Here is a 19952-nt window from a genome sequence, read left to right as displayed (position 1 = left end):
GGCCGCGCGTGACGGCGGTGACCGGCCCCGCGCGCCTCAGGCTCGCCCTGGTGCTGCTGGCCATCGCCTCGGGCGCGACCGACGCGTTCGCGTTCCTCCTGCTCGGCGGCATCTTCACCGCGAACATGACGGGCAACCTGGTGCTGCTGGGGCTGTACCCCCGCTCCGCCTGGCTGACGACCGCGGCCGGAGCGGTCACGGCGATCGTCTTCTTCGCCGGAGCGGTCTACGCCGGGTTCCGCACGACCCGGGCGCGCACGCCGTCGACCGGCGACGGGAGACGTCCGCTCCGCGCGATCGCACTCGTGGGGGTCGTCCTGCAGCTCGCCGTCGCGGTCGCCTGGCCGACGGTGCAGGGCGGCACGTCGCTGCTCGTGGACTGCGCGTTCATCGCGACCAGCGCGGCGGCGCTGGGGCTGCAGACCGTGCTCGCGAAGCGGATCTCCGGCGCCGCCGGCCTGACGACCACGTTCGTCACGGGCACGCTCACGAGCCTGATGCAGGAGCTCGCCGAGCGCTCGTCCGGGTCGAGGACCCTCCAGGCGCTCATCGTCGCGAGCCTCGCGGTCGGAGCCGTCGTCGGAGCGGCGACCGTGACGCTCGCTCCGGCCTGGGCCCCGACGCCGGCCCTGGTGCTCTCGGCGGTCGCCGTCGTGCTTCTCTTCGCGCACCGCGCGCGAGCCGTGCCCGCGGGAGCGGAGCCCGGGGCCCCGCGTCCCGCGTGACCGGGATCAGGCGTCGAGCGCCCACTTCGGCCGGACCCAGTGGCAGGTGTAGCCGCCGGGGTGCTTGCGCAGGTAGTCCTGGTGCTCCTCCTCGGCGTCCCAGAACTCGCCGGCGGGCTCGACCTCGGTGACGACCGGTCCGGGCCAGCGGCCCGACGCGTCGATCTCGGTGATCGTCTGGCGCGCGACCCTCTCCTGCTCAGGCGAGAGGAAGAGGATCACGGAGCGGTAGGCCGTGCCGATGTCGTTGCCCTGACGGTTCTTCGTCGTCGGGTCGTGCACCTGGAAGAAGAACTCGAGCAGGTCGCGGTAGGAGAGCTGCTCGGGATCGAACTCGATCTCGACCGCCTCCGCGTGGTCGCCGTGGTGGCGGTAGGTCGCGTTCGGCGTGCTGCCGCCGGCGTACCCGGCGCGGGTGCTGAAGACGCCCGGCATGTCGCGGATGAGCTCCTGGAGCCCCCAGAAGCATCCGCCCGCGAGGATCGCGCGCTCCTCGGCCATCAGACGCCTGCCTTCGTGTCGTGCGCGGACTCGCGCGGAGAGATCATCATGCGGGCAAGTCCATCACGACCGGGGACGTCGCGGCGAGCGTCGGACGACTCTCGGAGCAGACCGTCGGCGGGGGAGCCGAGCGTGTCCCGCCCGAGCGCTCCGTCACTGCGATCGGTACGCCGCCGGAGATGCACCGGTGGGAACGAGTCATCTGACCGGGTCGCTCCGGGTGCCCCCGTTCCTACGCTCGTCGGTACAACCGAGCAGAGAGCGGAGCGGACCATGGAGCAGCCGAACGTCGAGACGCGCAGTGCACGGCGGGTGATCGAGACCCTGACCGCCAACGGCGTGAAGTACGTCTTCGGGATCCCGGGAGCGAAGATCGACGCGGTCTTCGACGTCCTCGCCGACGAGGGGCCGGAGCTGATCGTCTGCCGGCACGAGCAGAACGCCGCCTTCATGGCTGCCGCGGTGGGACGGCTGACGGGCAGCCCGGGCGTCGTCCTCGTGACCTCCGGCCCCGGCACGACCAACCTCGCCACCGGCCTGCTCACGGCCAACACGGAGCAGGACCCGGTCGTCGCGCTCGCCGGGGCCGTGCAGCTCGCCGACCGCCTCAAGCGCACGCACCAGTCGATGGACGCGGCCGCCTTCCTCACCACCGTGACGAAGTACACGGTCGAGTCGACGGATCCGGACGACGTCTCGGAGGCGGTCAGCAACGCCTTCCGCGCCGCGGTCACCGAGCCCCGAGGCGCCGCGGCGGTCGTCCTGTCGGCCAGCGTGATGGCCGCGCCGACCTCGCGGGTCATCACCCGGGCGGCCACGGGGCCGACGAGCGGTCCGGCGAGCGCCGAGGACCTCACGCACGCCGCCGACCTGATCAACACCGCGGAGCGGCCCGTCCTCCTCGTGGGCCTCCGCGCGTCGGAGCCGGAGACCGTCGCGGCCCTGCGGGCCCTGATCAGCGAGACGGAGCTGCCGGTGATCGAGACGTTCCAGGCGGCCGGCCTCGTCTCCCGCGAGCTCGAGGACCACTACCTGGGCCGCGTCGGCCTCTTCAAGAACCAGCCCGCCGACCTCGCCCTCGCCGAGTCCGATCTCGTCGTCGCGATCGGCTACGACGCCGTCGAGTACGACCCGGTGATCTGGAACAGCGACGTCGACCGTCGGATCGTCCACATCGACTCCGTCGACGCCCCGCTGGACAACCACTACCTGCCGGCGCTGGAGCTGAAGGGCGATCTCGCGCAGACGGTCGCGGCCCTCACGCCCCTCGTCTCCGGCCTGCAGCTCGACGAGGACGCGGCCGACCGGGTCGCCCGGCACCGGAGCGAGCTGGAGCGGATCGACGACGCGGCGCGGACGGCCGAGGCGGCTCCCGGGACCGTCGATCCCGCCCGCCTCGTGCTCCTGATGCGCGACCTGCTCTCGGACGACGCCACCGTGGCCTGCGACATCGGCTCGAACTACATCTTCATGGCCCGGCACTTCCGCGTGTACGAGCCCAAGCACCTGCTCTTCTCGAACGGGCAGCAGACCCTCGGCGTCTCCTTCCCGTGGGGCATGGCGGCGAGCCTCCTGCGCCCCGGGACCCCGGTGGTCTCCGTCTCGGGTGACGGAGGGTTCCTGTTCTCCGCGACGGAGATCGAGACGGCGACGCGGCTCGGCCTCTCGTTCACGCACGTGATCATGCGGGACGACACCTACGACATGGTCGGCTTCCAGCAGCTGCTGAAGTACGGCCGCAAGTCCGGGGTCCAGCTCGGCGACTACGACATCGAGAAGTTCGCCGCGGCGTTCGGCGCCACGGGCAGGCGGGTGAGCGGCCTCGCCGAGTTCGAGGAGGCCTTCCGCGCCTCCCTCGCCGAGCCGGGCGTCTCGATCATCGACGTCGCGGTGGACTACAGCCGCAACGTCGACATCGCCGCCCACCTGGTCGAGGACGCCTTCGAATGAGCACGCACACGGTCGACTCGACCGACGACTACGCGATCTACCAGAGCTCGACCATGGCCGCCCTGCTGGCCGGGGTCTACGACGGGGACCTGACGATCGGCGAGCTGCTCACCCACGGCGACCTCGGGCTGGGCACCTTCAACCACCTGGACGGCGAGATGGTGATCGTCGACGGCGTCTGCTACCACCTGCGCAGCGACGGCTCCGTCCAGGTCGCGGACGGCGACGACCGGACGCCCTTCGCCGCCGTGCTGCCCTTCCACGCGACCACGACGTTCACGGTGGAGGAGCCGACCGGTCTCGCCGGCCTCACCCGGCTGATCGACGACGCGGTCGACGGCGGGAACATCCCCGTCGCCCTGCGGATCGACGGCCGGTTCACCGAGGTCCGAACCCGGACCGTGGGCGCGCAGACCGAGCCGTACCCGCCCCTGATCGAGGCGACCGCCCACCAGAGCGTCACCGGCATCGCCGACACCCGCGGCACGATCGCGGGCTTCCGCACTCCGCAGTTCGAGCAGGCCGTGTCGGTCCCCGGGTACCACCTGCACTACGTCGACGACGCCCGCGAGAAGGGCGGGCACGTCCTCGACGTGACCGTGGCCGAGGTGACGGTCTCGCTCACGACCGTCGCCGGACTGCACCTCGCGCTTCCGGAGACGGACCAGTTCCGCCGGGCGGACCTGGCGATGAAGGACATCGCGGCGCAGGAGGCGCGAGCGGAGGGGTGAGGCGGGCGGGACCTCCGGGGAGACGGGCCGGCCGCGACCCGTCTCCCCGGAGGCCGGTCAGGGCGCGAGCTCCTCGCGGACGATCGCTGCTCCCGCGCTCAGCGCACTGAGCTTCCCCCAGGCGAGGTCGCGGGGCAGCGGCGCCATGCCGCAGTTCGTGCTCGGGAGGAGCAGGTCCGCGTCGACGAACCGGAGGGCGCGTCGGAGGGTGTCGGCGACCTCCTCGGGCGTCTCGACGGTCCCGCTCGCCACGTCGATCGCTCCGAGCATGACCTTCTTGCCACGGACGAGCTCGATCAGCTCCATCGGCACGTGGGAGTGGTGGCTCTCCAGCGAGACGATGTCGAGCGAGGACTGCTGGAGGAGCGGCAACGACTCCTCGTACTGCCGCCACTCCGACCCGAGGGTCGCCTTCCAGTCGGTGTTCGCCTTGATCCCGTAGCCGTAGCAGATGTGCACCGCGGTCTCGATGCGGAGTCCCTCCGCCGCCCTCTCCAGCGCGGCCACGCCCCAGTCGTGCACCTCGTCGAAGAAGACGGTGAAGGCGGGCTCGTCGAACTGGACGATGTCGACTCCGGCGTCCTGGAGGGCTCGCGCCTCCTCGTTGAGGATGGTCGCGAACTCCCACGCCAGCTTCTCGCGGCTCCCGTAGTGCCGGTCGGAGAGGGTGTCGATCATCGTCATCGGGCCGGGCAGCGCCCACTTGATCGGCTGATCGGTCTGCTCGCGCAGGAACCGGGCGTCGTCGGCGAACACGGGCCTCTCGAGCCCCACGGCGCCGACGACGGTCGGCACGCTCGCGTCGTACCGGTCGCGGATGCGCACCGTCTCGCGCCGCTCGAAGTCGACGCCCGTGAGGTGCTCGATGAACGTCGTGACGAAGTGCTGCCGGGTCTGCTCCCCGTCACTGACGATGTCCAGGCCCCGGTGGTGCTGCTCGTGGACAGCGGCGCGCAGGGCGTCCTGCTTGCCCTCGGCCAGGGCGTCGCCGGTCAGGCGCCACGGGGACCACAGGGTCTCCGGCTGCGCGAGCCACGACGGCTTCGGCAGGCTGCCGGCGATCGAGGTGGGCAGGAGCGGGAGGGACGTCGAGGATCCGCGGGCGCTCATCGGACCGCTCCCGCGTACCCGGCGGCCCACTGCCGCAGCCGCTCCCCGTGCGGCTTCATGAGGTGCTCCTCCGCGAACCGCCCCTGCTCGACCGCGAGCCGACCGCGCTCCTCGCGGTCGTAGGAGACCGCGGGCCGCACGTAGTCCTGCTGCTCCAGGTCCGGCCGGTAGACGTCGGCGGCGGCCGAGCGCGCGCCGTAGATCTCGGGCCGGTAGATCCTCTGGAACGTCTCCATCGTGCTGATCGTGGCGATGAGCTGGAGGTCCGAGTAGTCCTCCAGCAGGTCGCCGCCGCAGTAGAACGCGAGCGGCGCCGTGCTGCCGGGCGGCATGAAGAAGCGGACCCCGAGGCCCATCTCCGAGAAGTACCGGTCGGTCAGCGAGAGCTCGTCCTGCCGGTACTCGACGCCGAGGATCGGATGGAGGGTCCCGGTGCGCCGGTACGTCCTGCTCGTCGAGACGCTGATGCAGATGACGGGCGGCGTCGACGAGAGCTCCGCGTACTGCGCGGAGTCCCGGAAGTGCTGGAAGAGCGCGCCGTGCAGGACGCCGAAGTCGTCGGGGACGGTGAAGCCGGCCTGCGAGGTGTTGACCGCCGGCAGCCGCACGCTGAAGTCGTGGTCGCGGAGGTAGGAGGAGAAGTTGTTCCCCAGTGTCCCCGGCTGACATCGGCCGGTGCGGCGGTCGAGGATCCGGGTGCGCAGGACCTCCAGCAGGGGGAACTCCCGGTCCTCGCCGTCCGCGGTGAGCCGCAGCCCGACGGAGACGATGTCGAGCCCGACCGTGTAGCGGCCGCGGCTCGGATCGTCGCCCGGCACGAGATCGTTCAACCGGTCGTCGATCATCCGCAGCGCGGTCCGGAGGTTCTCCCGGCGGCGCTCGCCGCGGGCCAGATTCGCGAAGTTGGTGGTGATCCGGGAGCTCTGGGCCGGCGAGTAGTCCTCGTCGAAGGGGGTGAGGGTGATGCTGAAGGCGGGTTCGTTCGTCATGATCGGCCGATCGGTAGGAGGGACAGGGGCGGGGGCACGATCAGTGCGGGTGGTCCTCGGTCAGCTTGAAGCCGAGTCGGCCGTGCGCGAAGGCGGCTCCGGCTCCGATGGCGGCCGCGACCCAGGCTGATTCGGCGAGCTCGGTCTCGGTCGCACCGGCGCGCACGGCGTTCTGGCCGTGGCCGTCGATGCAGTAGACGCACTGCTTGCTGATGCCCACGGCGTAGGCGATGAGCTCGCGGTACTTGAGCGGGATCTCGCGACCCTGCGGAGCGAAGACGGCGGTGTCGAAGGCGGTGAACGCCGCAAGGACGTCGGGGGTCTCCTTCTTGTAGGCGGCGGTGTAGCGGCGGTCGGCTGCGCGGTCGTAGTAGGCGTCGGTCATGGTCTTCCTTCGGAGGTCGGAGAAGGGGCGGAGGGGATGAGGTCACGGCCGGGCGGGGATCTCCAGGCCGAGGTTCTCCCGCAGGGTCGTGCCCTCGTACTCGGTGCGCAGCGAACCGCGCTCCTGCAGCAGCGGCACGACGCGGTCGACGAACTCGTCCAGACCACCCGGGTGCAGGTGCGATCCGAGGACGACCCCGTCGCCGCCTCCGCTCTGCACGAACTCGTCGAGACGGTCGGCGACCTGCTCAGCCGTGCCCACGTACTCCGTGCGGTCGAAGACGGTCTCGGCGAGACCGCGGAGGGTGAGGTCGCGCTCCTGAGCGAGCGCACGCCAGGCGCGCACGGTCCCCGCGCGATCACCGTGGATCAGTGCGCGGCCCTCGATCAGCGGCGGCGCCTCGAGGTCGGGCTCGAGATCGGGTACCGGCCCGTCGACGTCGAAGCCCGACAGGTCCCGGTTCCAGACCTGCTCGAAGAGCACCTGGATCGTGCGCGGTGTGAGTTGCTGATCGCGGATCCACCGCGCTCTCTCCTCCGCCTCCGCAGCGGTGCCGCCGAGGACGACGGCGGCTGACGGGAGGATCCGCACGGAGCCGGCCGGGCGACCCGCCGCCGCGACCCGGGCCGCGATGTCGCGCGCGAACTCGTGCGCCTCAGGTCCCCGGTGGTAGGGGGAGAAGATCACGTCGGCGCTCGACGCCGCGAAGTCGCGACCCTGCGGAGAGACGCCCGCCTGCACGATCACCGGGCGGCCCTGCGGGCTGCGCGGCACGGTGAAACGGCCGGAGACGTCGAACTGGCTGCTCGAGACGGCGAACGACCCCGTCGACGAGTCGGCGAGGAACTCGCCGGAGGGGGCATCGGCTCGCACGGCGTCGGAGGTCCAGGTGTCCCAGAGCGTCGTCACCGCGCGGACGGCCTCCTCGGCACGGGCGTAGCGGTCGGCGCGGTCGAGGAAGCCGCCGCGGCGGAAGTTCGCGCCCGTGAAGGCGTCGAAGGACGTGACCACGTTCCACCCCGCTCGTCCGCCTGAGAGGTGGTCGAGGGTCGCGATCTGACGGGCGAGCTCGAAGGGCTCGTTGAACGTCGCGTTGAGCGTGCCGACCAGGCCGATGTGCTCCGTGACCGCGGCCAGCGCGGCGAGGAGCGGCAGAGTGTCCGGTCGTCCGGCGATGTCATGGTCGAACGGGCGCCCCGCGCGCTCCCGCAGGGCCAGACCCTCGGCGAGGAAGAAGTAGTCGAACCGCCCGCGCTCCGCGGTCTCTGCGACGCGGCGGAACGTCGAGAAGTCGACCTGGCTGCCGGCGTCGGGGTGCTCCCACAGGGTGTGCTCGTTCACCCCGCCCACGTAGGCGGCGAGGACGATCTGCTTCGGTCGCCGCGTCATGACTGCTCCTCGGAGGCGTAGCGGTTCGGGATCGACGTGGGCAGGCCCAGGGCTGAGCGGAGGGTGCGGCCCTCCTCCGTCCCGACGAGCAGACCGCGTCGGCGCAGCTCGGGCACGAGGTCGTCGGCGATCAGCGGCAGATCGGTGGCGAGAACCGCGGGTCGGAGGCGGACGCCGTCGTAGCCGAGCCGTGAGAGCTCGGCGATGCGGTCGGCGACGGACGCGGCCGACCCGGCGGCGACGGCGGCGTCGCCGGTGAGCGGTCGGCCGAGAGCGTCGAGGCGCGAGAGTCTGGCCGCGGCGGACTCCGCCGGGGTGTCGAGGACGACGACGAGGTCGGCGAGGACCCGCAGGCGCTCGCCCGTGCGCCCCGCCCCGCGCTCCGCCTCGGCGATCTCCTGGAGGATCCTCTCGGCGTCCGCCGCGTTCTGAGGCGTCGCGAACACGACGTCGGCCGAGCGCGCGGCGAAACGGTACGGGATGTCGGCGTGTGCGAGCGCGGCGACGACGGGCTGCCCCTGCGGCGGCCGGGGAGTGATCGCGGGGCCGCGCACCGAGAACCAGCGTCCTGCGAAGTCGACGCGGTGCACCTTGTCGGCGTCGAGGAAGCGATCGGTGGCGACATCGCGGATCTCGGCGTCGTCCTCCCAGCTGTCCCAGAGTCTCCGCGCGACCTCGACGGCGTCGGCCGCCTCCTCGAAGAGCTCGTCGACGACGGCGCGGATCGCGGGGTCCTCGAGAAGGGGCGTGCCCGGCTCCGGCGGCACGATCGCCGCGATTCGTCGTCCGACGTGCGAGGCTTCGTCGACGCGTGACGACACCCTGACCTGCCAACCGCCCCGCCCCCGGCTCAGGTGGTCGAGCGTCGCGACGGCCTTCGACACGTGGAAGGGCTCCGTGTGCGTCACGGTGACCGTGGGCACGAGACCGATGCGGCTCGTGAGGGGGGCGACGTAGGAGGCGATCAGCAGCGCGTCGAGCCGGCCGCGGACCTCGTCGGTGCGGTCGTCGGCCAGGAAGGGGTCCGCCGATTGCAGGGCGAAGGAGTCCTCGATCGTCACGAAGTCGATCCCGCCGCGCTCCGCCCGCTGCACGATGTCCGCCCAGTACGCGCCGGTGAAGAGCGCGTCGGGACGGGCGCCAGGCTCGCGCCAGGACGCGGGGTGCCAGCCGGCGCCCTCGAGGGCGACGGCGAGGCTGAGGGGTGGGGCGGCGGTCATCGTGCTCCTCGGATCAGGGTGCCGGCTCGGACGAGCTCCTCGTCGTCGAGTGCGCGGAGGCGGCGCAGCAGCGCGCGCGCGACCTTGTCGTTCTCGCGGAACGACACCGCGTTCGTGCCCGGCCGGGAGAAGGCGCCGACGAACGGCGAGTCGGTGTACGGGCCGATCGCGTACCGGCGGCCGACGCGGCCTCCCGCCGTCGAGCGCAGCAGGGTGTCGTCCTGGTGCACGCGCAGCCTCCCGGTCGACAGGAGAGTGTCGCCGACGTCGACGAGGTCCTCGACCGCCGACCCCGACGCGACGAGCGCTCGCATCAGCGCGTCGTCACTCCTCGCAACGGACGTCCGGGGGAGGCGCGCGTCGACGAGAGCGTCGGCGAGGACGACCTGATCGGTCGCCCCGCCGCTCGCGAGGAAGCGGCCCTCCTCTTCGGAGGTCCCCACACGGATGCCCGGGCCGAGGAAGTCGACGACGCCCGCGTCCGAGAGTGCGAGCAGCTCCTCGAGACGGTGCGCGGGCGGCCCGCTCGCGAGGAAGCTGAACCAGCCCAGCCACCATCCGTGCAGATCCTCGATCCGCGAGCGGGGCGTCCACCTCGCGGACGCGGTGAGATCGGCGACGAGGAAGTGGCTGCGCAGAAGCGCGAGGAAGAGCGCCATCGTGGCGCTGTGCTCCTGCCGGCTGCGCAGAGCCAGGTCGTCCCGGATGTAGGCGCGCACCGCCTCCTGCAGCGCCGAGCCGTCGGCGAACCGCACATCGGCGAACGGGCGGTCGAGATCGGGGAGGAGCAGCCTGTCGAGGCTGTCCGGCACAGTGTCCGCGACGAGCGCGGTCAGGGTCCGCGCATCTCCGAGGACCCGCTCGGCGTCGGCCCCGAGTGCGGGGAGAGCGTACCCCTGTCCCGCTTCGGGTCGCGGGCCGCGGGAGCCGGCGAGGACCGAGGCGCGCGGGTCGAGCCGCGAGAACACCTCCGAGAAGTGCGTCCAGTCGGTGCTCACCCGGTCGGGGTGCCCGGTGAAGAGCTCACGGTAGTAGCCCCAGAGCATCTCCTGGGCGATCAGGGGCCAGACGTCCTCGCTGAAGTCGAGCGGGCGGTGTCGCGAGCGCAGCTCCTCGACGACGGACGCCGAGAACCAGCGGGGCTCGGGCGCGGCTCCCTGGAGCGTCGAGCCGATCTTCGAGTGGTAGGGGACCCCGCGGCGGCTGCCGATCAGGATGCGCGGCTCACGTCCCGACGGGTGGTAGCGCAGTCCGCCGGCGTCGTCCCGTTCGAAGCGGCCGCCCCGGCCCTCGGTGAGCAGCACCAGGAGGTCGACCGCGACGAGGCCGAGGCCGCGCACGATCACGTCGTGTCCGGCGCGGAGGGATCCGAGGTCGGCGTCGGCCGTGAACGACGGCGGCAGGTAGGCGAGGCCGTGGCGCTCGGCGAACCCGGCCAGCCGGGTCTCGTCGACCGTCGGCAGAGCGCCGCTGTGCCCGAGCGAGAACAGGACCAGGTCCGCCTGGATCACGTCGCCGGAGTCGAGGACGACCCGCTGCGCACCGTCGTCGCGGCCGAGCACCTCGACGACGCGCGCCGCGTGCTCGCGGACCTCGACGTCAGGGCGGAGAGCGGCGAGCGCCTCCCGGTGGAACCAGCGCAGATAGAGGCTCTGCAGCCGGCGGGTGGGGAAGCTGTCGGCGCGGAGCCCGTCGAGCTCGCGGCGCACGGCTTCGTCGCCCTCTGCGAGCGCGATCCGGCCGGCCCGCACCGCCTCCGCCCACTCGATCAGCGAGGGTCCGGGGCGCACCGGCCCCTCGATCGTCGCGCTCGCGTCGGTGAACATCGTCACGTCGGCTGCGAGCGAGTTGAGCTTCAGCAGCGGCGACTGCTCGTAGCGCCAGATCCGGCCGGGGCCGACGGGGTACGGGTCGACGACGTGGACGACGAGCGCGGCCGGCCCGAGGGCGTCCTCGGCGGCGTTCGCGGCGAGGCGCTCGAGGACCCCGACCGCGCGGGGACCTCCCCCGACGATCACGAGGGAGCGGGTCCCGTCCGATGGCGCTGACATGCGTCCACGATGACCCTTCCCCCGTGAGGACGCCGCTCTGTGACGACTCGTGACGATGTGAAGAAGTGTGTAGCGGCGGGTTGGAGCCGGGTGGCCGCGGACCCTAGCGTCGGCCCCCACGGCGTGCAGAACGGTGCGCCCCGACAGGCAGGAGCCTCGAGTGCCCATCGAATTCCTCGGCATCGCCGCGCTCAACGACGGCAGCGAGACACGAGCACGCAGCGGCGCGAGCTTCGACCCGGAGTACACGGTGCGTCTGGCCGCGGCTCATGAGGACAGCGGGTGGGACCGCATCCTGTTCGCCTACCACTCCGGAGCCCCCGACCCCGCCGTCGCCGCCGCTTTCATCGCGTCGCGGCTCGAGCGCATCCAGCTGCTGCTGGCGCACCGGCCCAACGTCTCCTACCCCACGGTCGCGGCGAAAGCCTTCGCGACCCTCGATCAGCTGAGTGGAGGCCGCCTGAGCGTCCACGTGATCACGGGCGGGTCGGACGCGGACCAGGCCGCGGAGGGCGACTACCTGAGCAAGGACGAGCGCTACGCGCGCACCGCCGAGTACATCAGGATCGTCAAGCAGGTCTGGACGACCCGTGAGCCGTTCGATCACGTCGGGGAGCACTACCGCTTCTCCCGGTTCGTCAGCGACGTCTGGCCGGTGCAGCAGCCTCGGCCGCAGATCTCGTTCGGAGGCTCCTCTCCCGCCGCTCTGTCCGTCGGTGCCGCCGAGAGCGACGTCTACGCGCTCTGGGGCGAGCCGCTGCGGGACACCGCCGAGCAGATCCGCAGCATCCGGGAGGCGGCGGCGGCGGCCGGCCGCGACGTCGCGCCGCGCATCCAGGTCGCCTTCCGACCCATCCTCGGGGCCACCGAGGAGCAGGCCTGGGAGAAGGCGGAGGGGATCCTCCGCCGCATCGAGGCGCGCACCCGCGAGACCGCCCCCGGAGGCCTCGCCGCGCCGGAGAACACCGGCTCGCAGCGCCTCCTCGCGATCGCCGCCGCAGGCGACCGTTTCGATCGCGCGCTCTGGACCAGGGCGGGAGTCGCCGCGGGAGCGCGCGGCAACTCGAACGCCCTCGTCGGGACGCCGGAGACGGTGGCCGCCGCGCTGCTCGACTACGTCGATCTCGGGGTCGACATCATCTCGGCGCGCGGCTACGACTACGTCGACGACACCCTCGACTTCGGTCGCCACGTGATACCGCTGGTGCGCGAGGAGGTCGCTCGACGCGACGCCGCGGCCGCCCAGGCCGCCGAGGAGGCCGCTCGTGTCCTCGTCTGACACCGTCGCGGCCGACGAGTTCGTCCATGTGCGGGCCGATGACCCGCGGGCCCGGCCCCTGCTCGACGAGCTCGAGCGCGAGTACGACACCCGCTACGGCACCGCCTGGGGCGAGCCGGCATCGGCCGAGCTCGCGCGCTACCCGAGCGAGGTGTTCGCCCCGCCGGAAGGATCCTTCGTCCTGCTTCTGCGCGACGGCACCGCGATCGCCGGAGGCGCGCTGAAGAGATTCGACGACACGACCGCCGAGCTCAAGCGCATCTGGACATCCTCGGCGCACCGTCGGCAGGGACTCGCCCTGCGCGTGGTCGCAGAGCTCGAGGCGGAGGCCCGCCGGCTCGGCTACTCGACCGTCTACCTCACGACCGGGCCGCTCCAGCCGGAGGCGCAGCGGCTCTACCTCACCGCGGGCTACACACCGCTCTACGACGTGACCCAGCCTCCGGAGGTGGTCGTCCTGCACGGCTATGCGCGGACGCTCACCGATCGGCCGCTCGACGTCGCGAGGATCCGGACCGCGCACGACGACTCCTTCGCGCAGCTCACCGCGTCCCTGCCCGACGGCGGAGCACGCCTGCGCGGTGGCGTCACGGGGCGTGCCTCATGAGCGGCACGATCGCGCCGCCTCGACCGCGGGACACGTCCGGCCCCCTTCCCGGAGGCATCGACCTCGCCCGACTCGGCGAGCGGCCGGTGCTGCCGCTGCGCCACCCGGTGCGCTGGGTGGTCGCCGCACTGGTCCTCGTGCTCCTGCTGAACGCCGGACAGACCCTCTTCACGAACCCGTCGTGGGAGTGGCCGAAGGTCGGGACCTGGCTCTTCAGTCCGGCGATCCTGAAGGGGCTGCAGCTGACGCTCCTCGCCACCGCCATCAGCGCCGTGATCAGCTTCGTCGGAGGCATCGTCGTCGCCGTAGCCCGGCTCTCGGGCAATCCGGTGCTGTCGACGCTCAGCTGGGTCTACATCTGGCTGTTCCGCTCGGTGCCGCTGATCCTCGTCCTCATCTTCCTGTTCAATCTCGGCAACCTGTATCCGACCGTCGGCATCGGCATCCCCTTCGGTCCGCAGTGGTCGGTGCCGACGGTGTCGCTGCTGCCTCCGCTCGCCCTCGGCGTGATCGGCCTGAGCCTGTCCGAGATCGCCTACAGCGCCGAGGTCGTCCGTTCCGGGGTGCTCGCGGTCGATCAGGGGCAGCACGAAGCGGCGAAGGCGCTCGGGATCCCGCAGCGCCGCCAGTTCACCCGCATCGTCCTCCCGCAGGCGCTCCGCTCGATCGTGCCCGCCTACGTGAACCAGATCATCGGCCTGCTGAAGGCGAGCTCGCTGCTGTTCTACGTCTCGCTGCTCGACCTGTTCGGGGTCGCTCAGAACCTCGGCAGCACGTACCCGACGGACATCATCCCCCTGCTCGTCGTCGCGACGATCTGGTACCTGGTGCTGACCTCGGCGATCTCGGGCGTGCAGTTCTACATCGAGCGCTTCTACGCCCGCGGCGCGCACCGGGAGCTCGCGCCCACGCCCCTCCAGCGGGTGCGGCGCTCGCTCGCCGGCCTGAGGAGTGCGCGATGACCGCCGCCATCGAGATCCACAACGCGACCAAGTCCTACGGCGACCGGACCGTGCTCCGGGGAGTCGACCTGCGCGTCGAGGCGGGCACCGTCACGGTTATCCTCGGTCCGAGCGGCTCGGGCAAGTCGACCCTGCTGCGGGCGATCAACCATCTCGAGAAGCTCGACGAGGGGTTCGTCTCCGTGAACGGCGAGCTGATCGGGGTGCGGCTGCGCGGCGGTCGGCTCAAGGAGCTGCGCGAGAAGGAGATCCTGCGCCAGAGGGCGAGGATCGGCTTCGTCTTCCAGAGCTTCAACCTCTTCCCGCACCTGACGATCCTCGAGAACGTCACCGAGGCGCCGATCTCGCAGGGGCAGCCGCCCGCGGAGGCCCGCGAGCGGGCACGCGCCCTGCTCGAGCATGTCCGTCTCGCCGACAAGGCGGCGGCCTATCCGAGGCAGCTCTCCGGCGGCCAGCAGCAGCGCGTGGCCATCGCGCGTGCGCTCGCGCTCGACCCCGAGGTGATCCTCTTCGACGAGCCGACCTCGGCTCTCGATCCCGAGCTCGTCGGGGAGGTGCTGCAGGTCATCCGGTCGCTGGCCGAGAGCGGCCGCACCCTCATCGTCGTGACCCACGAGATCGGCTTCGCCCGCGAGGTCGCCGACCGGGTGGTGTTCGTCGACGACGGCCTCGTCGTCGAGCAGGGCAGCCCGAGCGAGGTCCTCGACCGCCCGCAGAATCCGCGGACCCGCGACTTCCTCGGCCGAGTCCTCGGCTGAGCCCCCGCACTCCTCCTCCTCTCCATCCGCACGACAGACACAGGAATCGAATCATGACCAGACCGCACATCACTCGTTGGACCAGAGTCGGGGCGCTTCTCGCTGCCGCCGCGCTGACGACGGGCCTCGCGGCCTGCTCCGGTGCCGCCGCCTCCGACCCGGCCTCCCCGGGAGCCGCCTCCGGCACCACCACCGTCACCGTGGGTGCCCTCTCCAACGGAGCGGCGACCGAGACGGACATCGACGTGCCGGTCGTCGACGAGATCCGCGGCACGCTGCCGCAGGAGATCCTCGACCGCGGGACCCTGACGATCGGCGTCGGCGCTCTCCCCGCAGGCTTCCCTCCGCTCGCGTTCACCGGGACCGACACCGAGACCCTCACCGGCTCGGAGCCCGATCTCGGCCGCCTCGTCGCCGCCGTCCTCGGGCTGCAGCCCGAGGTGGAGAACTCCACCTGGGACAACCTCTTCGTGGGCATCGACACCGGAGGCAGCGACGTCGGCTTCTCGAACATCACCGTCACGGAGAAGCGCAAGGAGAAGTACGACTTCGCCTCCTACCGCGCCGACACCCTCGCGTTCCAGGTCCTCGCCTCGAACGACTGGGAGTTCGACGGCGACTACGAGAACCTCGACGGACTCACCGTCGCGGTCAGCAGCGGCACCAACCAGGAGAAGATCCTGCTCGAGTGGCAGGCCCGTCTGCAGTCCGAGGGCAGGTCCCTGGAGATCACGCGACTGCCCGATGCCAACTCCGTCACTCTCGCTCTCGGCTCCGGCCGGATCGACGCCTACTTCGGGCCCAACCCGACGACGGTCTACCAGAACCGGATCTCGGAGGACGGCGCCGACCCGACCCGCAACGCCGGCACGTTCTCCGGAGCGGGCGAATCGCTCGACGGGCTGATCGCGGCGACTGTGAAGAAGGACTCCGGACTCGCCGAGCCGATCGCCCAGGCCCTCGGCTACCTCATCGGGAACGGTCAGTACCAGGACTGGCTGTCGGCCTACGGCCTGCAGGACGAGGCCGTGGACGAGGCCCTGGTGAACCCGCCCGGGCTCCCGCTCGACAACAGCTGAGCCGCCCCCGCCTCGGGCGCCCCGATCGACCAGCGGGGCGCCCTCCGCCCGCTTCCCCGAGGACTCCCATGCACCTGTTCGACTCGCTCACGCGCGAACGACTCGACCGCCCGACGAGCCGCAAGTGGAGCCTCCGCCCCGGCACCATCGGAGCCTGGGTCGCCGAGATGGACTTCGGCACGGCGCCGGCCGTTCGGAGGGCACTGCACGACGCCGTGGCCGGCGACGTGCTGGGCTATCTGTCCCCCTCGACTGCGGGCGAGCTGGGCGAGGCCGCTGCGGAGTACCTCGCTGAGCAGTACGCGTGGACGGTCGACCCCGCCCGCGTGCACTCCGTCTCGGATGTCATGGCCGCGCTCGGAGTGGCCGTCACCGAGTTCTCCCGCCCCGGCTCACCGGTGATCGTGCCTACCCCCGCTTACATGCCGTTCCTCACCTACCTGTCGGCCATCGGACGCGAGGTGATCGAGGTCCCGGGAACGATCGTCGACGGCCGCTGGGAGCACGACCTCGACGGGATCGATGCGGCCTTCGCGCAGGGAGCGGGCACCCTGGTGCTCTGCAATCCGCACAACCCGACGGGCTCGGTCCTGCCGCGGTCCGAGCTCGAAGGTCTCGCCGCTGTCGTCGAGCGCCACGGCGGGCGGGTCTTCGCCGACGAGATCCACGCGCCGCTGCGGTTCGACGGCGTCCCCCACATCCCTTACGCCTCGGTCTCGGAGGAGGCCGCCCGGCATTCCGTCACCGGAACGAGCGCCTCGAAGGCGTGGAACATCCCCGGCCTGAAGGCCGCGCAGCTGATCACCACGAACGACGCAGACGAGGACGTCTACTCGCGCTTCGGGTTCGCGGTGCAGCACGGCGCTTCGAATCTCGGCGTGATCGCCTCGACGGCCGCCTACCGGGAGGGCGGAGCGTGGCTCGACGAGGTCGTCGACTACCTCGACGGCAACCGGCGCCTCATCGCCGACTTCCTCGCCTCCGAGCTGCCCGGGATCGGGCACCGCACCCCGGAGGCGACGTATCTCGCCTGGTTCGACCTGGGTGCTCTCGGCCTCGCCGATCCCGCGCAGCACCTGCAGCGCGAGGCGGGAGTGACGCTCACCTCCGGACGCCTGTGCGGCGCCGGCTACGCCGACCACGTGCGTCTCGTCTTCGCCATGCCGCGTCCCCTCCTCCTCGAGACGCTCGAAGCCGTGCGGGCCGCCGTGTGAACGGCGGAGCGCCTTCGCGGGGACTCGACGAGGTGGGACGGCGGAGCACCGAGGCGGGCGGCATCGCACGACAGTGGCGAGGAGCCGTCCTTCAGCGCCTCCGCTCCCTCTGCACCCCCGATGAGGCCGGGCCGCCGGCGGTGGACCGGGCGGCCTCGCGTGTCGAGGCTGTGCAGCTCGCCCACGAGATCGAGCACGGATTCTTCCGCCCGGTGCCCGGCCGGGCGCAGGATCCTGAGTGAGACGGGGCGGACTCCCCCTACGTCCCGAAGAGGTTGGCGCGGGTCCCGCCGGGAGCGAGCTCGTCGCGGAGGATCCCGCGGCGGCGTAGCACGGGGACGAGGTCGTCGAGCATCCGGTGCAGGGTGACCGGGTGCAGGTCCCCGGAGAGGAGGAGCCCGTCGCTGCCGCCGTCGTCGCCGAGCTCCTCGACGAAGTCGGCGAACTCCTCCGCGGTGCCGACGAAGCCGGCGCGCTCGGCGACGCGGCCCTTGCGCGCCTTCCTGGTGAGCAGCTCCCGCAGCGGAGCGTCCTCCGTGCCGCCGTACAGGCCGGCGATGGTGCCGTGCGAGACGTGCTCGCCGAACACCGACCGCGGGACGGGGAGGTCCAGGTCCAGCCCGGTGAGGTCGGTCTCCAGGTCGCTCGACCAGCCGAGCGCGATCCGCCGCAGCGCGTCCTCGTCGGGGTGGCGCGACGCCTCGACGACGCGCGCGGCCTCCTCCGGGCTCGACACGATCTCGGGCTTCACGACGAAGAGCACGCGCAGGTCGTCCGCCGTCCGCCCGTGCTGCTCGGCCGCGGCGAGCACGCGCGCCCGGTAGTCGCGCACCGCCCGGGCCTCCAGAGGGGCGAGCGCGAGCTGCACGTCCGACTGCGTGCCGGCGAAGGCCAGGCCGCGGGGGGAGCCGCCTGGGGAGACGACGATCGGGTCGCCGTTCGCGAAGGGGACGGCGTTCAGGGGTCCGTCCACGCGGAAGTGCTCCCCGCGGTGGCGGAACGCGTCGATCCGGGTGCCGTCGGCGTAGCGGCCCGACCCGGGGTCGGCGATCAGCGCGCCCTCGCCCCAGCTGCGCCAGAGCCGGCGGACGACCGCCATCCACTCGTCGGCCCGGTCGTAGGCCGCGTCGTGCGACAGCGGCTCCAGGCCCACGTGGCGGGCGCTGCCGACGTCGGTGACCAGGTTGATCCCGAAGCGGTCGGAGCTGAGGTGCTGCAGCGTCGCCGCCTGCCGGGCGGCGAGGTACGGGGGCGTGATGCCGGCGTTGATCGTCGGCGCCAGCCCGATCCGCTCGGTCGCCGCGAACAGGTACGGCGCCAGGAGGAGCGGATCGTGCTTCGGCCCGCCGTACGCTCCCCGCACCCGCAGGTCGAGCGTCTCCGGGGAGCCGAGCGAGACGGCGTCCTCCATCACGATCAGCTCGAAGCCGGCCTGCTCCAGCTCGCGGGCCGACTGCTGGTAGAGGCCGGGCTTCGTCCAGTCGTGGTTCCACTCCCGGTAGGGGTGCCCCCATCCCTGCGGTCCGAAGCCCCGGGAGAAGAACCAGCCGAAGTGCTGACGGCGCGCCACGCTCACACCTCCGCGAGCGCGGGGAGGGCGCGTGCGCGCACCGCGGCGAGCCCGCGTTCGAGGTCGCGGAGGAGGTCGTCGACGTCCTCGATCCCGATCGACAGCCGGAGGAGCCCGGGGTGGATCCCGGCGGCGGCGCGCTCGGCGGGGGTGCGTCCGGCGTGGGTGGTCGACGCGGGATGCAGCACCAGCGAGCGCACGTCGCCGAGGTGGGTCATGTGGCTGAACAGCTCGACGGCGTCGATGAAGGCGGCCGCGCCCGCCTCCCCTCCGGCCACGGTGAAGGAGAAGACGGAGCCCTGCCCGCGGGGGAGCAGGCGCTGCGCGAGGGCGAACGACGGGCTCGACTCCAGGCCGGAGTAGTCGACCGACACGACCTCGGGCCGCTCCTCGAGGAAGCGGGCGACGGCGAGGGCGTTCGCCGAGTGCCGCTCGACCCGGAGCGACAGCGTCTCGACGCCCTGCCGCAGCAGGAAGGAGTTCAGCGGTGACGGCGTCGGTCCGAGGCGGGAGACCACGATGTCCCGCGTGTACGAGACGAAGGCGCGCCGGCCGTGCTGCTCGGTCCAGCTGCGGCCGCCGAACGACCGCTCCTCCTGGTTGAGGTGCGGGAAGAGCGCGGGGCGCGCCGCCCAGTCGAACGTGCCGGCGTCGACGATCACGCCGCCGAGGGCGGAGCCGTGCCCGGCGAGGAACTTGCTGGTCGAGTGCACGACCACGTCGGCCCCGTGCTCGATCGGGCGGAGGAGGTACGGGGTCGCGAGCGTGTTGTCGACCACGAACGGGAGCCCGTGCCGATGCGCGATCGCGGCCAGCGCCGGGAGGTCCAGCAGATCGTTCTTCGGGTTCGGGATCGGCTCGCCGAAGAGGACCCGGGTGTCGGGCCCGATCCGCCGCTCCCACTCGCCGAGGTCCGACGCGTCGTCGACGAAGTCCACGCCGATCCCGAGCCGACCGAAGTTCTGCACCAGCAGCCCCCGGTTGCCCTCGTACAAGCGGCGCGACGAGAGCACCCGGTCGCCGGCCTGCAGGATCCCCAGGAGAGCGGAGGCGGTGGCCGCCTGGCCGCTCGCCACCAGGATCGCCTCGGCGCCGCCCTCGAGATCGGCGAGCCGACGCTCGACCTCCTCGGTGGTCGGGTTCCCGTTGCGGGTGTAGAGGTAGCCCTCGTCCTCGCCGGCGAACCGCTCGCGGGCGTGCTCGAAGCTGTCGAACACGAAGCCGGCGCTGAGGTGCACGGGCGTGACGCGCGCTCCGTGGGCGCCGTCGGGCGCGGCACCGGCGTGCACCTGGCGCGTGGAGAAGCCGGCCGCCGCGGAGGCGCGGGATGCGGGCGCGGAGGTCATGGTCGCGGTGGTCGCCGCAGCAGTGGTCGCGGTGGTCGCCGGTGCAGTGATCGTCACGGTGTGCTCCTGTCCAGACGCCCGGAAGG

General features: G+C 72.1%; 18 protein-coding genes. 9 read left to right on the top strand and 9 right to left on the bottom strand.

What is annotated here, in order from left to right:
* The first annotated feature begins 8 nt into the window (after positions 1-8).
* A complete protein-coding gene (locus tag C5C46_RS09830) occupies positions 9-725 on the top strand; it encodes a YoaK family protein (RefSeq protein ID WP_104226548.1) in 717 nt (238 codons plus the stop codon).
* A 6-nt stretch (positions 726-731) separates the two neighbouring features.
* Here the strand turns inward: C5C46_RS09830 and msrA are convergent, their stop codons facing one another.
* Positions 732-1226: a peptide-methionine (S)-S-oxide reductase MsrA gene (gene msrA / locus C5C46_RS09825; RefSeq protein ID WP_104226547.1), complete on the bottom strand. Its 495-nt coding sequence runs from the start codon at positions 1224-1226 to the stop codon at positions 732-734.
* A 273-nt stretch (positions 1227-1499) separates the two neighbouring features.
* On the opposite strand from msrA, the gene alsS reads away from it, so the two are divergent.
* Positions 1500-3176 carry an acetolactate synthase AlsS gene (gene alsS / locus C5C46_RS09820; protein ID WP_104226546.1) on the top strand — a complete coding sequence of 559 codons (1677 nt, stop codon included), beginning with the start codon at positions 1500-1502 and terminating at the stop codon, positions 3174-3176.
* A complete protein-coding gene (gene budA / locus C5C46_RS09815) occupies positions 3173-3907 on the top strand; it encodes an acetolactate decarboxylase (protein ID WP_104226545.1) in 735 nt (244 codons plus the stop codon). Before alsS ends, budA begins: the two co-directional genes overlap by 4 nt.
* A 57-nt stretch (positions 3908-3964) precedes the next feature.
* Here the strand turns inward: budA and C5C46_RS09810 are convergent, their stop codons facing one another.
* The 6 genes from C5C46_RS09810 to C5C46_RS09785 are packed head-to-tail and all read right to left on the bottom strand — an operon-like array spanning position 3965 to position 11051.
* Entirely contained in the window at positions 3965-5017 is a 1053-nt protein-coding gene (locus C5C46_RS09810) for a methionine synthase (RefSeq protein ID WP_104226544.1), read from the bottom strand.
* Complete coding sequence (locus C5C46_RS09805) at positions 5014-6006, bottom strand: putative oxygenase MesX (protein WP_104226543.1); 993 nt, start codon at positions 6004-6006, stop codon at positions 5014-5016. Before C5C46_RS09805 ends, C5C46_RS09810 begins: the two co-directional genes overlap by 4 nt.
* 40 nt (positions 6007-6046) lie before the next feature.
* A complete protein-coding gene (locus tag C5C46_RS09800; RefSeq protein WP_104223293.1) occupies positions 6047-6391 on the bottom strand; it encodes a carboxymuconolactone decarboxylase family protein in 345 nt (114 codons plus the stop codon).
* 42 nt (positions 6392-6433) lie between these two features.
* Positions 6434-7780 (bottom strand): NtaA/DmoA family FMN-dependent monooxygenase, encoded by a 1347-nt coding sequence (locus C5C46_RS09795; protein ID WP_104223292.1) that lies wholly within the window; start codon positions 7778-7780, stop codon positions 6434-6436.
* Positions 7777-9000, bottom strand: coding sequence for an LLM class flavin-dependent oxidoreductase (locus C5C46_RS09790; protein ID WP_104226542.1), 1224 nt, complete (start codon positions 8998-9000; stop codon positions 7777-7779). Before C5C46_RS09790 ends, C5C46_RS09795 begins: the two co-directional genes overlap by 4 nt.
* The gene (locus tag C5C46_RS09785) at positions 8997-11051 is read right to left on the bottom strand and encodes an FAD/NAD(P)-binding domain-containing protein (protein ID WP_104226541.1); all 2055 of its coding nucleotides are present in this window, start codon (positions 11049-11051) and stop codon (positions 8997-8999) included. The genes C5C46_RS09790 and C5C46_RS09785 overlap by 4 nt, the downstream gene beginning before the upstream one ends.
* 160 nt (positions 11052-11211) lie before the next feature.
* On the opposite strand from C5C46_RS09785, the gene C5C46_RS09780 reads away from it, so the two are divergent.
* The 6 genes from C5C46_RS09780 to C5C46_RS09755 all read left to right on the top strand — a co-directional run bounded on the left by C5C46_RS09780 (position 11212) and on the right by C5C46_RS09755 (position 16950).
* Complete coding sequence (locus C5C46_RS09780; protein WP_104223289.1) at positions 11212-12330, top strand: LLM class flavin-dependent oxidoreductase; 1119 nt, start codon at positions 11212-11214, stop codon at positions 12328-12330.
* Positions 12317-12937: a GNAT family N-acetyltransferase gene (locus C5C46_RS09775; protein WP_219812286.1), complete on the top strand. Its 621-nt coding sequence runs from the start codon at positions 12317-12319 to the stop codon at positions 12935-12937. The genes C5C46_RS09780 and C5C46_RS09775 overlap by 14 nt, the downstream gene beginning before the upstream one ends.
* Positions 12934-13899, top strand: coding sequence for an amino acid ABC transporter permease (locus C5C46_RS09770; protein ID WP_104226540.1), 966 nt, complete (start codon positions 12934-12936; stop codon positions 13897-13899). Before C5C46_RS09775 ends, C5C46_RS09770 begins: the two co-directional genes overlap by 4 nt.
* A complete protein-coding gene (locus C5C46_RS09765) occupies positions 13896-14657 on the top strand; it encodes an amino acid ABC transporter ATP-binding protein (protein ID WP_104223287.1) in 762 nt (253 codons plus the stop codon). Before C5C46_RS09770 ends, C5C46_RS09765 begins: the two co-directional genes overlap by 4 nt.
* Before the next feature lie 53 nt (positions 14658-14710).
* Entirely contained in the window at positions 14711-15736 is a 1026-nt protein-coding gene (locus tag C5C46_RS09760) for a transporter substrate-binding domain-containing protein (RefSeq protein WP_104223286.1), read from the top strand.
* A 68-nt stretch (positions 15737-15804) separates the two neighbouring features.
* Positions 15805-16950: a MalY/PatB family protein gene (locus C5C46_RS09755; RefSeq protein WP_104223285.1), complete on the top strand. Its 1146-nt coding sequence runs from the start codon at positions 15805-15807 to the stop codon at positions 16948-16950.
* A 259-nt stretch (positions 16951-17209) separates the two neighbouring features.
* Here C5C46_RS09755 and C5C46_RS09745 read toward each other — a convergent pair whose 3' ends face one another.
* Together C5C46_RS09745 and C5C46_RS09740 are read right to left on the bottom strand one after the other, a co-directional pair.
* A complete protein-coding gene (locus C5C46_RS09745; protein ID WP_104226539.1) occupies positions 17210-18520 on the bottom strand; it encodes an LLM class flavin-dependent oxidoreductase in 1311 nt (436 codons plus the stop codon).
* Positions 18521-18522: 2 nt separating this feature from the next.
* Positions 18523-19866, bottom strand: coding sequence for an O-acetylhomoserine aminocarboxypropyltransferase/cysteine synthase family protein (locus C5C46_RS09740; protein WP_104226570.1), 1344 nt, complete (start codon positions 19864-19866; stop codon positions 18523-18525).
* Positions 19867-19952: the final 86 nt, after the last annotated feature.

The organism is Rathayibacter sp. AY1E6 (genome assembly GCF_002931115.1).
Taxonomy (GTDB): Bacteria; Actinomycetota; Actinomycetes; order Actinomycetales; family Microbacteriaceae; genus Rathayibacter.
The sequence above is the reverse complement of the archived record's forward strand: the minus strand, read 5'-3'. Positions and strand labels throughout refer to the sequence as shown.